Origin of the sequence: Saccharopolyspora ipomoeae (assembly GCF_029952525.1) — a bacterium.
Classification (GTDB): Bacteria; Actinomycetota; Actinomycetes; order Mycobacteriales; family Pseudonocardiaceae; genus Saccharopolyspora; species Saccharopolyspora ipomoeae.
On sequence record NZ_JASAOF010000002.1, the window covers coordinates 611,998 to 626,181 of the forward strand.

Consider the following 14,184-nt stretch of genomic DNA (forward strand, 5'->3'; position numbering starts at 1 on the left):
AGACCGGAGGAGACACGATGGAGCTGCGCCAGATCGAGTACTTCCTGGCCGTGGTCGAGCACGAGGGGCTCAACCGCGCCGCCCAGCACCTCTACGTCTCCCAACCGGCGTTGTCCCAGGCGATCCAGGCGCTCGAACGCGAGCTCGGCGTGGAGCTGTTCCAGCGCGTCGCGCGCCGCAGCCTCGCCCTCACCCCGGCGGGGACGCTGCTGGTGCCCAAAGCGCGAGCGATCCTCGACGACGTGGTGGCCGCCCGCGACGCGCTGAGCTCGGCCCGGGACCTCGAAGCGGGTTCGGTGTCGATCGCCACGATGCCCGAGATGTCCAGCGACGCGGTCGCTTCCTGGATCACCTCGTTCCGGGCCCAGTACCCGGACGTGCGGCTGGACATCTCGGAGGTCGCCGGCGTGCGGGACCTGTGCGGCGAGGTGACCGCCGGGCACTACGAGCTCGGGTTCACCACCCGGCCGGTGCCCGCCAAGAGCCTCGAATTCGTCGAGCTCGGCGTGCAGCGGCTGCTGCTGGTGATGCCGCCGGGATCACCGGCACCGTCGACCGGCCGACTCCCGCTCGACGCCCTCCGGGAGCTGCCGCTGACGATCTGCTCGCTCGCGCAGCGCGAGAACGACCGCGTGGCCACGGCCCTGCGCGACGTCGGGGTGGAACCGCGCCTGCTCGCCAGCATGCCCAACCGCCACGCGCAGCTGACCCTCGTCCTCGGTGGCGGGGTGCACGCCTTCCTGCCGCTGCGGATGGCCGTGCAGGCACGACGACTCGGTGCCGTCGTGATCGAAACCGAGCCGCTGGTATCGGTTTCCTTCGGCGTGACCCACCGGCGAGCGGCGTTGAGCCCGGCTGCCCGGGAGCTGGTCCGGCACTGCAAGGCCACCCTCGACGCCTGGTACGCGGCCATCGCCGACGCCCGGACCGGAGGGACGAGCCTGATCGACGCGGCCGACGCCGCCTACGACGACGTGCACCTCCCGATGAGCCCGTGATCACCCGGCAGGTCGTCGCAGGGAGGCCGCGAGCGACCTCGTCAGGGGCGCGGCCGGGTCGGTGTCGCCGCGGCTTCCCCGCACCCACGTCGGCGGGCTCGCCGCCGCGGGCAGCGGTGGAGCGTCGTGCTCCCAGTCGAGGATCACGGTCCGCTCGGCGATGAGCCACCGGCCGGCGCGTCGTTCGAAGATGTCGAAGTAGCGAAGCCCTTGGAACACCGCACCGCCCTCGACCGGCTGCCGCCGGTACAGGCAGTAGGTCTCCACCTCCGCGCGCTCGCCGTCCAGCGCGATGGTGGGCGGGCTCATGAAGTGGAACGTGCTCTCCAGCGTGGCGCCGTAGGTCTCGAAGAACTCGAAGAGCTCGTCGACGGTTCCGCTGAATCGCCCGTGGTCGTCCGTGGCGTCGGGGTGGTAGCAGGTTCTGGCGAGTTCGCGGTCTCCCCGGTCGATCGCGTGGGCGTAGCGCGCGAGGACATCACCGATCTCGGCGCGCGCGAGCAGCTCGTCAACAGTGGGCACGTCGTCTCCTTGCAGCAGGACCTTCACACCGCCGTGTAGCCGCCGTCGATGACCAGCTCGGCTCCGGTGACGTACTTCGACTCGTCCGAGGCCAGGAACAGCACCCCGTGGGCGACGTCGGCCGGTTCTCCTCGGGCGCCCAGCGGTATCGCGGCGAGCGTGCGCGCGTTGTACTCGCGCGCCGTCGGCGACTCGTCCTGGCGCACCGAGCCGGGCGAGCCCGTGTCGATCGAGCCGGGGTGGACCGAGTTCACCCGGATCGCGTGCTCGGCGTAGGTGGCCGCGTCGGCTTTCGTCATCAATCGCACGGCCCCTTTCGTCGCGTGGTAGAGCGGCAGCATCGCATTGCCGACCAGCCCGTACATCGAGGACATGTTGACGATGCTGCCGCCGCCTGCGGCGATCATCCGCGGCACCACGTGCTTGGTGCACAGCCACGTACCGCGCACGTTGACGGCGAAGAGCTCGTCGAACTCCGCCACCTCGACCTCGTGAGCCGGTCTTCGCGGTCCGCCGACGCCGGCGTTGTTGACCAGCACGTCGATCCCGCCGTGCGCCTCCGCGATGCGCTGCATCGCGGAGGCCACCGAGCGCTCGTCCCGGATGTCGACCTGCAGCAGGTCGGAACCCGGCGGGCGCACCAGGTCCAGTCCGATCGCCGCACCGCCCTCGCGGCAGATGGCTCGGCAGATCTCCGCACCGAGCCCACCGGCCGCACCCGTGACCACGCACGTCTTCCCGGCGAGGCGACCGCCGCCCGAGGTCATGTCGGGCGCCCCGAGATCGCGGACCTGCCGCCGTCGACGCGGATCGCTTGGCCGGTGACGTAGCCGGCCCCGGGTGAGGCCAGGAAGGACGCCACGGCGGCGACCTCCTCCGGCCGGCCCGTCCGCCCCAGCGGGATGGTGCGTTCCCACCGGGCTCTGGCCTCGTCGTCGCGCCACGCGTCGTCGTTGATGGCGGTGCGGATGAATCCCGGGTTGATCGCGTTCACCGTCACCCCTTCCGGTGCGAGTTCCGCGGCGAGCTGGCGGGTCAGCGCGACGATCCCGCCCTTGGAGGCCGTGTAGGCCGGGTAGGCGTAGCCGCGGTCGGCGGCGCCGGAACCGATGTTGATCACGCGCTTGGCCCCGTTCCCGGCCGTGAGGTGCGGTATCGCGGCCTGCACGACGCGGAAGGTGCCGACGAGGTTGATGTCGAGCACCGACCGCCAGATCTCGGGAGTCGTGTCGCGCGCGTCGGCGCGCACCAGCACCCCGGCCGCGTTGACCACGACGTCGATGCGGGACCGCCACCCGGCGACCTCGCCGATGGCCGCTGCGACCTGCGCGTCCTCGCGCACGTCGCAGGGCACGGCCAGGCGGTCCCGGTCATCGCGCGCGGCGGCCAGTCCGGTCTCGTCGCGGTCGAGGGCGGCGACGTGGAGCCCGTCCCGGCGCAGCTGGTCGGCGATCGCCGCACCGATCCCCGACGCCGCCCCGGTGACGACCGCGACCCTCGGTGCCGGTCCGGTCATGACGCCGCCGCCGCGGCTCCGGTGCCGACCTCCGCCTCGTCGTCGGCGGCGCCCCTGTTGCGGATCCGGATGACCGCGATCGTCGAGACCAGCGAGATCAGGCTCATCGCCAGCAGGTACCAGCCCAGCGAGTTGATGCCGAACGTGGCCACGAGGCTGGCCGCCACCATCGGGGCGATCGCGCTGCCGCCGATCATGCCGATGGTGTAGCCGATCGACAGGCCCGAGTAGCGCACGTTGACCGGGAACGCCTCCGCGTAGAACACCCCGGCCACGCCTTGGCCCGCGGCGTGCGGGATGCACATCAGCACGTAGCCGAGGAAGATCAGCCACACGTCCCCGCTGCTGACCAGCCAGATCCACGGGAAGGCCAGGATCGCCTTGCCGAACACCCCGGCCAGGATCATCCGGCCGCGGCCGACCCGGTCCGACAGCGTGCCGGAGGCGACCACGAACGCGCAGTCCAAGATCATCGCCACCAGGACGATCAGCAGGATGGTGCCGCGGCTGATGCCCAGCGAGGTCGTGGCGTAGGACAGCCCGAACACCGACATCAGGTAGAACACCACGCCGCCGCTGAGCGTGGTACCGGCCACCAGCAACGTCCGCACCGGGTAGGTGCGCAGGATCGTCAGCGCCGGAGCCCGGTCGGTGGCGCCGCGCTGCTTGATCTTCTCGAAGGTCGGGCTCTCGTCGATGGTCCGCCGCAGCACGTAACCCAGCACGATGAGGATCGCGCTGAGCAAGAACGGCACGCGCCAACCCCAGCTCAAGAACGCCTCCTGCGGCAACGCGTTGAGCGGCAGGAAGACCAGGGTGGCCAGCACCAGACCGAGCGGACCGCCGATCTGCACGAAACTGCCGAAGTAGCCCTGCTTCTCAGGTCGGCTGTGCTCCATCGTCAGCAGCACCGCGCCGCCCAGCTCGCCGCCCATCGCGAACCCCTGCACGATCCGCAGCAGGATCAGCAGCACCGGGGCGGCCACGCCCAGGGTGGTGAAGCCCGGCAGGAGTCCGATGAGCAGCGTCGCGCCGCCCATGAGGGTCAGGGTCAGCACGAGCATCGGGCGCCGACCGATCTTGTCGCCGAGGTGACCGATCACCACTCCGCCGATGGGGCGGACGAGGAAGGCGACCGCGAAGGTCGACAGCGACACCAGCGTGCCCGCCAAGCCCTGCAGCGCGGGGAAGAACACCTTGTTGAACACCAGCGCCGCGGCGGTCGCGTAGATGAAGAAGTCGTAGTACTCGATGGTCGTTCCGATCACGCTCGCCGCAGCGGCGCGTCTGGACTGCAATGTGGCCATGATGTCTCTCTTCGTTGAGAGCGAGTGGTTTTCGATTCGCCGATGTTCCGGCGATCGCGAATGGCATCGAAATGCGGCCGCGTTCGGCCCGTGCCGCAATCGCGCGACAACGCGTGCGGCATTGGAGCGTTGAATTCCCGGAGGGATCAGATCACGCGGTCGTGCCCGGTATATCCAGGTAGTCGCCGCGGTGGAACAGCAGCGGACGGCGCTCGCCGGTGCCGGCCAGGTCGTGCACCTCGCCGATGACGATGGTGTGATCGCCACCGTCGTACTCGTGCCGCAGCTCGCAGTCGATCCACGCGACCACCCCGTCCAGGACGGGTGCGCCCAGCGGGCTCGGCGACCACTCCACCCCGGCGAACTTGTCCGCTCCGGAGCGGGAGAACTGCTGGCTGAGCTCGCGCTGATCGGCCGCGAGGATGTTGACGCAGAAGGAACCGACGTCGCGGATCCGCGGCCAGGTCCGCGACGTCCGGGCGACCGCGAAGGTCACCAGCGGTGGCTCCAGCGACAGCGAGGCGAACGACTGGCAGGTCAGCCCGATCGGCCCGTCGGAGCCCACCGCCGAGACCACGACGACGCCGGAGCAGAAGGACCCCACCACCTCGCGCAAGCGCTGCGGGGAGATCGGACCGCGGAATTCGCTCCTCGCCCTTTCGCTCGTTTCCATGTCTCACCACCTTTCGGGATGACGGAGGAATTCAGAGCAACGCCACCGCGTTGCCGGGTGAGCCCAGCCCGCCGACCAGCGCCAGGGGCACCGACACGAACAGGAACTCGGAGCGGCCGAGGTCCCGGAGCCGCACCGCGAGCTCGTCGAAGTCGAACAGCTCCCCGAGCGGGATGCCGAGCAGCCCGAGCAACCGGCGGTGCAGGCTGCCCACGGCCGGGTCACCGGGCGTCACCTCGACCGCCGGGTTGTCCGCGCCGATCGCTGCGATGTGCCAGTCCCACAGCAGTTCCGCCGTCGCCTCGTCGGCACCCAGCCCGGCCGATTCCAATCCGCTCTTGCGGGCCGAGATCTCCTCCCGCGCCGAGGGTTCCAGCGCCCGGTACGCCTCCAGCCAACCGGTTCGCACGCACAGCACGTCACCGGGGCGGATCGTGACGTCCTGCGCCCGAGCGACGGCGCGCAGGTCGTCGGCGGAGATGCTGCGCTCGGCGAGCGGGTCGTAGCCGCTGCCGCTGAGATGCGCGGCGACGTCGAGCAGGACTCCGCGCCCGATGATGCCGGCGCGGGCCCATTGGTGGATGCTCAGCCGCGGGTTCCCGGTGGCCGGGTCGTCCACGACTCCGCCGTAGAAGCCGTGCTCGCGCACCCGGTGGTGCCGGAACCCGTCCCACTGGGTCGATCCCTGCGGGAAGAAGGAGTCCAGCCGGTCGTCCCACATGCTGCCGATCCGCTTGATCGTGTGCTGGAACGGTTCTCGCCGGAACAGCGGCGGATCCGGTTGGTCCAGCGGCAGGCTCAGCCCGATCCGTTCGCCGGTGCGCACCGATGCGGTGGCGGCGCGCACTGCTTCGGCGTCCAGCAGGTTGAGGGTGCCGAGCTCGTCATCGGGCCCGAACACGCCCCACGAGCAGTTCGCGCCGATGTCCTCCAGCCGCGGCAGCTCCGCGTACTCGGGCAGCGATGTCGCGTCGATGTCCACTGCTCACCTCTCCGGTTCGCGACTAGAGCTCGTGGTCGCCGGCGAGCAGGCGCCCGGCGATGGTGCGGCGCTGGATCTCCGAGGTCCCGTCGGGGATCCGCAGCGTGCGCGCGTGCCGCCACGCCTCCTGCAGCCGCAGCTCGTTGGTCAGGCCCATCGCGCCGTGCACCTGCATGGCCGAATCGCTGACCCGTCCCAGCATCTCGGTGCACAGGGCCTTGGTCATCGAGGTCTCCTTGACGGCCCGTTCGCGCTGCTCGACCAGCCACGCGGTGCGCGCCACCACCGATTTGGCGGCGTAGACGTCCATCGCCATCTCCGCCAGCTTGATCTGGATCGCCTGGTGATCACCGATGGCGGAGTCGAAGGTCTCGCGCTGCTGGGCGTAGTCCAGCGACATCTCCAGCGCCCAGCGGGCCAGGCCGACGCACATCGCCGACATCGACAGCCGGCCCTTGCTGATCCCCAGCAGCGCCAGCGCCAGCCCCTTGTGCAGCGTTCCGATGATGTGGTCGTCGGGAACCCGCAGGTCCTCGACGGTCACGATCCCGATGTGCGATCCGGCGTGGCCAAGGATCGGGATGACGCTGGTGCACTCGAAGCCCTCGGACCGGGTGTCGACGAAGAACGCGGTGATGCCGCCGCGCCGGTCCTTGTTCGCCTCGGGATCGGTGACGGCGAACAGGATGCAGTAGTCCGCGTAGGGCGCGTTGGTGATCCACTGCTTGGAGCCGTTGATGACCCACTCGTCACCGTCGCGGACCGCACGGGTGCGGATGCGCTGGACGTCGGAACCGGCGCCGGGTTCGGAGAGCCCGAAGCACAGCGTCTTCTCGCCCGAAGCGATGCCCTCCAGGTACCGCACCCGCACGTCGGGCTTGAGCTCGCACAGGATCGGGCTCAGCCCGTTGGTGAACACCGACGGGATCACGTTCTCGTGGATCAGGGGTCGGGCGGGCCCGCAGATCCGGTTGAGCTCCTCCTGGATGTGCACCAGCGCGATCTCGCCGAGCCCGCCCCCGCCGAGCGCCTCATCGCCGAACATGGTGTAGAAACCGGCCTCTGCCGAGGCCATCCTGACCTGCTTCTTCAGGTCCTGAACGGCCGGCACCAGCAGTCCGTCGTCGTCGTAGCGCTTGCGCTCGTCGTCGAGCAGCGCGGCGTGCTCGCGTTCGATCGGTTCGACGTGGCGCTCGATGAAGCTGAGCACCGCCTCGGCCGTCGCCGCGGCCTCGTCCGGAACGGTGAATTCCATGCGCGTCAGGTCTTTCTGCTCCGGGGCGCTTCCCTGAGGTCGTTGGCCTCCGCCTTCTCGACGTCCAGCGCCAAGGCGCGCGCCCAAATGTTGGTGAGGGTCTGAACCACTTCTTCGATGTCGAGGTCTTCTCGCTCACCGATGACCAGGTTGATGTAGGCGAAGTTGTTGATCATCGACACGACGGCCTCCGCCGTGAGCTCGGCGGAGATGTCGGGGTCTGCCGCACCTTGCCGTTGCAGCCGTTCGATGCCGTGCTGCACGCGCCGCCGGAAGTCGCGCCGGATCTGCATGCGGTTCTCCCGCATGTGCTCGTCGAACGTGGCGACCTGCTCGACGATGCGGCTGAACCGCCGGGAGTGCTCCATCTCGGCGAAGTACTGCCGCAACGTGTAGGCGAACCTGTCGGCGACCGTGCCGGTGAAGTCGTCCGGGACCGCCGTCAGGAGATAGCGATCGGCGATGACCGAGTCGACCAGGTTGTAGAAGACGTCTTCCTTGGACTGGAAGTAGATGTAGAAGGTGCCCTGCGCCAGCCCGGCCTCGTCGCAGATGTCGCCGACGCGGGTGTCCAGGAAACCCCGGGTCTCGAACACCACCCGCGCAGCCGCGAGCAGTCGGTCGCGCGTGCGGCGGCCTCGCGCGGTGCGCGGTTCCGGGCTCTGCTGCGAAACCTTCGGCGGACCCTTCCGCTGTTCCTCGCCGGAGCTGCCCTTCGCCATCATGTCTCCCGTTCCTCGGACGTGCGGCGCACCGGCGTCTGCTCAGCTCGCCGCCGCGCTCACAGTTGCGGACGCACCTTCTCCGCGAACATTGTCATCGATCGCAACACCCGGTCCTGCGGTTGACTGCCCGCGTCGAACCAGGCGACCAAGCCGCCCAGGCCGGTGTGGCTGTGGAAGGAGGCCAGCTCCTCGGCGACGTCGTCGGGCGAACCGAGCACGAGCGTCTTGCGCTCGATGTACTCGTCGTAGCTGAGCTCCTCGATGCCGAGCCCGACCTTCGCGCGATTGGTCAGGACCCCGACGTACCACATGTAGCCCTCGCGGTACTCCTCCTTGGCCTGCTCCCGGCTCTCCGCGACGTGCACGGCCTTGAGCTGGGAGGCGCGGGCGATGTTCTCGTCGATCGCGTCGAAGGAGTGCCCGGCCGCGCGCGCTTCCTCCCGGTACACGCCGACCAGGTGCTTGACGTCGTCGCGAGTGGGTCGTTGACCGAGGACGAACGAGAAGCCCCGCCGGGCCGCCGACCGCAGCGACTCCTCGCTGGAGGAGACCATCACGAACACCGGTGGCGTCGGCTTCTGGACCACCTCGGGGAAGAGCTCGACCTCGTCGACCACCTCGCCCTCGGCGGGCACCTGGTAGTGCTCGCCCCGGTAGTTCACCTTCCCGTCGCGCCAGGCCTGCATGACGATGTCGAAGACCTCTTCGTAGCGGGCGTCGCGCTCGGCCTCGGGAATCCCGTAGGCCTGGAACTCCAAGCGGTCGTAGGCCTTTCCGATCCCGAAGTTCAACCGCCCGTTGCTGAGCTGGTCGACGTAGGCGTAGTCCTCGGCCAGCCGCAGCGGGTGGTGCATCGGCAGCCGCGAGACCCCGGATCCGAGGCGGATCCGCTCGGTGGCCGCCGCGGCCGCGGCCAGCAGGATCTGCGCCGAGGCCACGATCCCGTACCGGCGGCCGTTGTGCTCGGCCACCCAGGCTTCCTCGAAGCCGAGGCGGTCGGCGTGCTTGATCTGCTCGACCGCCTTGTGCACGACCTCGTTGTGGGTGTTCCACGGGGGCACGTTCGAGAGGCTGAAGATCCCGTAATGCGGGGTGGCGACGTTGCTCATTGCTCTCCTCAAAGACCCATGACGGGGTGGTCCGGCAGCCCGCCTCGACCGCGGCGCCGCCGGGCGAAATCGCTGCTCAACCCGGGGTGAAGACGGGCTTGACTAAACATGACACGCGCGTCATTGTCAACAGCCAGAGACGCCTTCCGCAGTCACCTCCACTCCCCGCCCGCACTTCCACCGCAGGCGAAAACGCTTGTCCCCACCCCTGTTTCCGAGGGAGATGCGCACCCCATGACTTCGGTCCAGACCATCACCGGCGACATCGACAGCGCCCAGCTCGGCCGCGTGCTGATGCACGAGCACGTGTTCGTGTTCAACCACGAGTACGCCGCCAACTACCCCGAGACCTGGGACGACGCCGAGCGCACCGACGACGCGGTCGCCAAGCTCGTCGAGCTCAAGGCCAACGGCATCGACACGATCGTCGACCTCACCGTGCTCGGGCTCGGCAGGGACATCCGCAGGGTGCGCGCCGTCGCGGAGCGCTCACCGGTCACCATCATCGCCGCGACCGGCTACTACACCTTCAACGAACTGCCCACCTACCTGCGCCTCCGCGGGCCCGGACGGCTCATCGGCGGCGAGGAGCCGATGGTGGACATGTTCGTGCGCGACATCTGCGAGGGCATCGCCGGAACCGGCATCCGCGCCGGGATCCTCAAGTGCGCGACCGACGTCCCGGGCGTCACCCCCGACGTCGAGCGGGTGCTGCGCTCGGTGGCCCGCGCCCACCTGCGCACCGGCGTGCCGATCTCCACGCACACCGACGTCGCCACCGAGCGCGGTCTGGAGCAGCAGAAGATCTTCGCCGAGGAAGGCGTCGACCTCGGCAACGTGATCATCGGGCACAGCGGCGACTCCGAGGACCTCGACTACCTCCAGCGGCTGCTCGACAACGGGTCCTACCTGGGCATGGACCGGTTCGGGTTGGACAACCGCCTGCCCTTCGACAAGCGCATCCGAACGGTCGTCGAACTCGTCCGCCGCGGGTACGCCCCGCGCCTGGTGCTCTCGCACGACGCGTCGTGCCACAGCCACAACTTCCCCGACGACTACCGGGCCGAACACCTGCCCCGCTGGAACTTCGCGCACATCACCCGCGACGTCCTCCCCGCGCTGCTGGAAGCCGGTGTGAGCCGGCGCGACATCGACACCATGCTCGTGGACAACCCGCGGGAGATCTTCTCCGCGCAGCCCGGCGAGTCGTCATGAGCGGGATCGCCGAAGTGGTCGCCACCGCGGAACACCCCCGACCCGACGACGTCGCGGGCTCATCCGGTCCACATCGGACCGATGCGGTCGACGACGCGATTTCCGCCCTGCGCGCGGGTGAACCGGTCGTGCTGGTGGACGACACCGGCCGGCACCCGTGCGGTGAGCTGGTGTTCGCCGCGAGCCTGGCGACGACCGCCGCGGTCTCCTTCGCGGTCCGGCACACCTCGGGCCTGCTGCAGGTCGCGCTGTCCCGGCAGGACGCCGACCGGCTCGAACTGCCCCCGATCAGCCGCGACCGCAGCACACCCGGCGCTCCCGAGTACGGCGTCGCCGTGGACACCGCGGAGAGCACCGGCACCGGCATCTCCGCGGCCGACCGCGCCCGCACGATCGCCCTGCTCGGCGACCCCACCACCGCGGCCGAGGCGTTCGCCCGCCCCGGGCACGTGCTGACCTACCGGGCCCACGACGAGGGGGTGCTGGGCAGGCTCGACGCCGGTGAAGCCGCTCTCGACCTGGTCAGGCTCGCCGGTGCCGGAACGGGCGCCGCCCGCGCCTGCCTGGTCTCGGACGCCGACCCGACCGCCGTCCAGCGGCTCCCGGAAGCACGCGCGTGGGCGCACCGGCACGGGCTGGTAGCGGTGACCACCTCCGCGGTGCTCGCGCACCGGCTGGTGCGCGGTGACCGGCGTGCCGCCGCGTTCCAGCTGACGATCCGCGGCACGGACTTCGACGTGGTCCGGTGGCGCCGCGGGACCGCCGAGATCACAGCGCTCGTCCTCGGCGACGACGTCGGAGAGCCGCCGATCATCCACGACGAATGCCTGCACTGCCTCTTCGACCCCGACGCCTGCCGGTGCCGGGCCGAGCTCACCGCGACCCTGCGCTCGATCGCTGAGCGCGGCCGCGGCCTCGTCCTGTACCGCCACCGGATCGCCTTGCCGGACATCACCTCTTCCCTAGCAGAAAGGCTCGTGCCATGAGTCTCGTCCGCATCGAACGGAACGAGAAGGTCGCCGAACTCGTGCTGGACCGCGAGGACAAGCTCAACGCGTTCAACGACGCGTTGTTCGAAGACTACGAGAGCGCGTTGCACGAGCTCGGGGACGACTCCTCGGTCTCGGTGATCATCGTGCGCGGAGCAGGCCGCGCGTTCAGCGTCGGCTGGGACGTCGCCCGCCCCGAACCGAGCGCGAACGGCGATGCGCCCGCGCACCGCACGGCCCACGAGGACTGGCTGCGCCTGCGCGAGCACATCCGCGCCTTCACCGCGGTCTTTGACCTGCCCAAGCCCGTCGTGGCCGGTGTGCACGGCTACTGCATGGGCGGCGCCACGCTGATCCCGGCCTGCGCCGACCTGGCGGTCGTCGGGGAGGACACCAAGATCGGATGGCCGGTGCTGCCCATCGGCGGGGGCATGCTCGGGCCCGTCGCGATGTCGCACCTCGGTCCCAAGAAGGCCAAGGAACTGTCCTACACCGCCGGTTCGCACATCTCCGGTGCCGAAGCCGCCTTCCGGGGTTGGGCGAACTACGCCGTCCCCGCCGACGAGGTGCTGGACAAGACGCGGGAAGTCGCCCGCGAGGTGTCCAAGACCCCGCTGGACATGCTCGAGATCAAGAAGCGGGCCGCCAACGACGTGCTGATCCGCCAGGGCTTCCGGGAAACGCTGGACGCCTGCGCCGGGTGGGACGCGCTGATCCACACCGCCGAGGGCAACCGGCGCATGGCCGCCAAGCTCGGTGAGCTGGGCATCTCCGCCGCGCGCACCTGGTACGCCGAGGGCGGCTCGCTCGCCTTCTGATCACCGCACCCTCCCGCCGAGCCCGAAGGAGCTCCATCGCCGTGTCCCGATCCACCATCGCCGTCGTCGGCGCCTCGCCCCGCAACTTCTGGACCCAGTGCGCCATCCACAACCTGCGCACGCTGAACCCGGACCTCTCGGTCGTCCCGGTGACCCCGACCCACGACGAGGTCGCCGGCCTGCCCACCGTCCCGGGCGTCGGGGCGCTGCAGGAGGCGCCGCGCGCCGCCGTGGTCGCCATCCGGCGAGAGGCCAGCGTCGAAGCCGTCCGCGAGCTCACCGAACTGGGAACCCCCGACATCGTGCTGGTCTCCGACGGTTTCGGGGAACGGGGCGACGACCTGGGCCGTCGGCTGCACGCCGAGCTCGTCGACATCGTCTCCGGTACCGGGACCCGCCTGTGGGGTCCCAACTGCGTCGGTTTCGCCGACTTCCACGAGCGGGTCTGCGCCGTCGCCGAACCGGTATGGCTCGACGCCACCGCAGGCCCGGTCTCGATCATCTCGCAGAGCGGTGCCCTGCTGTCCGCGCTGGTCGCCGCGGCCACCGAGGAGCACCTGGGCGTGGACTTCTGCGCCTCGACCGGCAACGGCGCGCTGCTGGGGGTCGCCGAGGCGATCTCGCTGGCGATCGGCAGGGCCACCACCCGAGTCATCTGCGTCTACCTGGAAGGCATCTCCGCCGAGCAGCTCCCCGTGTTCGTCGACGCCTTCGAACGCGCCCGCGAGGCGGGCAAGCAGATCATCGTGCTGAAGTCCGGGGTGTCCGAACGCGGCGGCCGCGTCGTGCTCTCCCACACCGCCAGCATCTCCGGAGGCGACGCGGTGCTCTCCGAGCTGCTGCGCGAGCACGGCGTGCTGCGCGCCGACGGCATCGACGAACTGATGCGCCTGGCCACCCTGAGCCTCGCCGGTGTGAAACCCGCTCGGCCGCGCGCGGTCTCGATCCTGGGAGGTTCCGGTGGCGCTGCGGCGCTGTGCAGCGACCTGGCCGAACGCCACGGCGTGAACCTCACCGTCTTCGCCGACGAGACGATCGCCCGGATCCGCGAGCTCGCCGGCCCCGGTTCCTTCGTCGACAACCCGCTCGACGTGATCGGCGTCAAGCGCCGCGAGGGCGACGAGAGCGTCAACAGCAGGGTCTTCGCCGACCCCAACACCGGGCTCGTCCTGATGCCGTGGAGCGTGCAGCTGCCCTCCGACTCACCGGAGCAGGCCGTCCACACCTGGAACTGGGACGACCTGGCGAGGTTGTCCGCCGAGCACGGGATGCCGCTGGTCATCACCTCGATGGCCCCCGTCCCGGTCACCGACTGGGTCCGCGATTACCAGGCCCGGCACCCGCACGTCGCGGTGGTGCACAACCTGCGGCTGACCTTCACCGCGCTCGCCAAGCTCTTCCCCGCCCTGCCGGACGCGGAGCGCACCCCGGGCCCCGAGACCGACGACCGCGTGCTCAGCGAAGCCGATTCCCGCGACCTGGTCGAAGCGGCCGGAACACCCGTGGTGCGCGGTGTCCGCGTCGGCCCGGGTGACGACCCGGCCGCGGTGGCCGCCGACCTGCGACCCCCGTTCGCGGTCAAGATCATCGCCCCGGTCAGCCACAAGTCCCGCCTCGGCGGCGTGGCGCTCGGCATCTGCAGCACCGACGACCTCCCCGCCACGACGAAGCAGATCGAGGCCGCCGTCACCTCCGCCGGAGTCGACCCCGCCACGATCGAGGGCCACCTCGTCGAGGAGATGGTGTTCGGGAGGGAAATCCTCATCGGACTCAACACCGATCCCGTTCTCGGCAAGCACGTCGTGGTCGGCTTGGGCGGCACGGCCACCGAACTCGCCAACCGCTCCACCACCCGCCGTCTCCCGCTCCGCCCCGACGACGCCGAGCACCTGCTTCGCACGGCCGGGGTCACCGAGCACCCGGCCGCCCGAAAAGCCCTCACCCGGCTCTGCGAAGCCTTCGAGCGCGGTGCGCTGGCCGACTACGAAACCGTGGAGATCAACCCGCTGATCGTCACGGGAACCGAGTGCTGGGCAGCCGACGCGGTCATCACCCGCTTCCCCTGACCAACCCCG

General features: G+C 70.1%; 14 protein-coding genes. 5 read left to right on the plus strand and 9 right to left on the minus strand.

The window, feature by feature from the left end; all coding sequences use genetic code 11:
* Window positions 1-17: 17 nt before the first annotated feature.
* Window positions 18-998, plus strand: coding sequence for a LysR family transcriptional regulator (locus QFW96_RS06365; protein ID WP_281454588.1), 981 nt, complete (start codon window positions 18-20; stop codon window positions 996-998).
* Here the strand turns inward: QFW96_RS06365 and QFW96_RS06370 are convergent, their stop codons facing one another.
* The 9 genes from QFW96_RS06370 to QFW96_RS06410 form a co-directional block, all read right to left on the minus strand.
* Window positions 999-1,520 (minus strand): nuclear transport factor 2 family protein, encoded by a 522-nt coding sequence (locus QFW96_RS06370; RefSeq protein WP_281454589.1) that lies wholly within the window; start codon window positions 1,518-1,520, stop codon window positions 999-1,001.
* Between the two features lie 23 nt (window positions 1,521-1,543).
* Window positions 1,544-2,287 carry an SDR family NAD(P)-dependent oxidoreductase gene (locus QFW96_RS06375; protein WP_281454590.1) on the minus strand — a complete coding sequence of 248 codons (744 nt, stop codon included), beginning with the start codon at window positions 2,285-2,287 and terminating at the stop codon, window positions 1,544-1,546.
* Complete coding sequence (locus QFW96_RS06380) at window positions 2,284-3,036, minus strand: SDR family NAD(P)-dependent oxidoreductase (protein ID WP_281454591.1); 753 nt, start codon at window positions 3,034-3,036, stop codon at window positions 2,284-2,286. The genes QFW96_RS06375 and QFW96_RS06380 overlap by 4 nt, the downstream gene beginning before the upstream one ends.
* Window positions 3,033-4,343 carry an MFS transporter gene (locus tag QFW96_RS06385; RefSeq protein ID WP_281454592.1) on the minus strand — a complete coding sequence of 437 codons (1,311 nt, stop codon included), beginning with the start codon at window positions 4,341-4,343 and terminating at the stop codon, window positions 3,033-3,035. Before QFW96_RS06385 ends, QFW96_RS06380 begins: the two co-directional genes overlap by 4 nt.
* Window positions 4,344-4,494: 151 nt before the next feature.
* Window positions 4,495-5,016, minus strand: coding sequence for a flavin reductase family protein (locus tag QFW96_RS06390; protein WP_281454593.1), 522 nt, complete (start codon window positions 5,014-5,016; stop codon window positions 4,495-4,497).
* Between the two features lie 31 nt (window positions 5,017-5,047).
* Window positions 5,048-5,998 carry a cyclase family protein gene (locus tag QFW96_RS06395; RefSeq protein WP_281454594.1) on the minus strand — a complete coding sequence of 317 codons (951 nt, stop codon included), beginning with the start codon at window positions 5,996-5,998 and terminating at the stop codon, window positions 5,048-5,050.
* Between the two features lie 22 nt (window positions 5,999-6,020).
* Window positions 6,021-7,253, minus strand: coding sequence for an acyl-CoA dehydrogenase family protein (locus QFW96_RS06400; protein WP_281454595.1), 1,233 nt, complete (start codon window positions 7,251-7,253; stop codon window positions 6,021-6,023).
* A 5-nt stretch (window positions 7,254-7,258) separates the two neighbouring features.
* Entirely contained in the window at window positions 7,259-7,975 is a 717-nt protein-coding gene (locus QFW96_RS06405) for a TetR/AcrR family transcriptional regulator (protein WP_281454596.1), read from the minus strand.
* Window positions 7,976-8,034: 59 nt separating this feature from the next.
* On the minus strand, window positions 8,035-9,087 hold the full coding sequence (locus QFW96_RS06410; protein WP_281454597.1) for an LLM class flavin-dependent oxidoreductase: 1,053 nt from the start codon (window positions 9,085-9,087) through the stop codon (window positions 8,035-8,037).
* 234 nt (window positions 9,088-9,321) lie between these two features.
* On the opposite strand from QFW96_RS06410, the gene QFW96_RS06415 reads away from it, so the two are divergent.
* The 4 genes from QFW96_RS06415 to QFW96_RS06430 are packed head-to-tail and all read left to right on the plus strand — an operon-like array spanning window position 9,322 to window position 14,175.
* Complete coding sequence (locus QFW96_RS06415; RefSeq protein WP_281454598.1) at window positions 9,322-10,302, plus strand: phosphotriesterase family protein; 981 nt, start codon at window positions 9,322-9,324, stop codon at window positions 10,300-10,302.
* Window positions 10,299-11,288, plus strand: coding sequence for a 3,4-dihydroxy-2-butanone-4-phosphate synthase (locus tag QFW96_RS06420; RefSeq protein ID WP_281454599.1), 990 nt, complete (start codon window positions 10,299-10,301; stop codon window positions 11,286-11,288). The genes QFW96_RS06415 and QFW96_RS06420 overlap by 4 nt, the downstream gene beginning before the upstream one ends.
* Entirely contained in the window at window positions 11,285-12,109 is an 825-nt protein-coding gene (locus QFW96_RS06425) for an enoyl-CoA hydratase/isomerase family protein (protein WP_281454600.1), read from the plus strand. The genes QFW96_RS06420 and QFW96_RS06425 overlap by 4 nt, the downstream gene beginning before the upstream one ends.
* A gap of 41 nt (window positions 12,110-12,150) precedes the next feature.
* Window positions 12,151-14,175, plus strand: coding sequence for an acetate--CoA ligase family protein (locus QFW96_RS06430; RefSeq protein ID WP_281454601.1), 2,025 nt, complete (start codon window positions 12,151-12,153; stop codon window positions 14,173-14,175).
* Window positions 14,176-14,184 lie beyond the last annotated feature (9 nt).

Bases quoted from the DNA above. Each gene is read 5' to 3' on its own strand.
- QFW96_RS06390 (WP_281454593.1), bottom strand. From the start codon at position 5,016: ATGGAAACGAGCGAAAGGGCGAGGAGCGAATTCCGCGGTCCGATCTCC.
- QFW96_RS06415 (WP_281454598.1), top strand. From the start codon at position 9,322: ATGACTTCGGTCCAGACCATCACCGGCGACATCGACAGCGCCCAGCTC.
- QFW96_RS06400 (WP_281454595.1), bottom strand. From the start codon at position 7,253: ATGGAATTCACCGTTCCGGACGAGGCCGCGGCGACGGCCGAGGCGGTG.
- QFW96_RS06385 (WP_281454592.1), bottom strand. From the start codon at position 4,343: ATGGCCACATTGCAGTCCAGACGCGCCGCTGCGGCGAGCGTGATCGGA.
- QFW96_RS06410 (WP_281454597.1), bottom strand. From the start codon at position 9,087: ATGAGCAACGTCGCCACCCCGCATTACGGGATCTTCAGCCTCTCGAAC.
- QFW96_RS06365 (WP_281454588.1), top strand. From the start codon at position 18: ATGGAGCTGCGCCAGATCGAGTACTTCCTGGCCGTGGTCGAGCACGAG.
- QFW96_RS06380 (WP_281454591.1), bottom strand. From the start codon at position 3,036: ATGACCGGACCGGCACCGAGGGTCGCGGTCGTCACCGGGGCGGCGTCG.
- QFW96_RS06425 (WP_281454600.1), top strand. From the start codon at position 11,285: ATGAGTCTCGTCCGCATCGAACGGAACGAGAAGGTCGCCGAACTCGTG.
- QFW96_RS06420 (WP_281454599.1), top strand. From the start codon at position 10,299: ATGAGCGGGATCGCCGAAGTGGTCGCCACCGCGGAACACCCCCGACCC.
- QFW96_RS06375 (WP_281454590.1), bottom strand. From the start codon at position 2,287: ATGACCTCGGGCGGCGGTCGCCTCGCCGGGAAGACGTGCGTGGTCACG.
- QFW96_RS06405 (WP_281454596.1), bottom strand. From the start codon at position 7,975: ATGGCGAAGGGCAGCTCCGGCGAGGAACAGCGGAAGGGTCCGCCGAAG.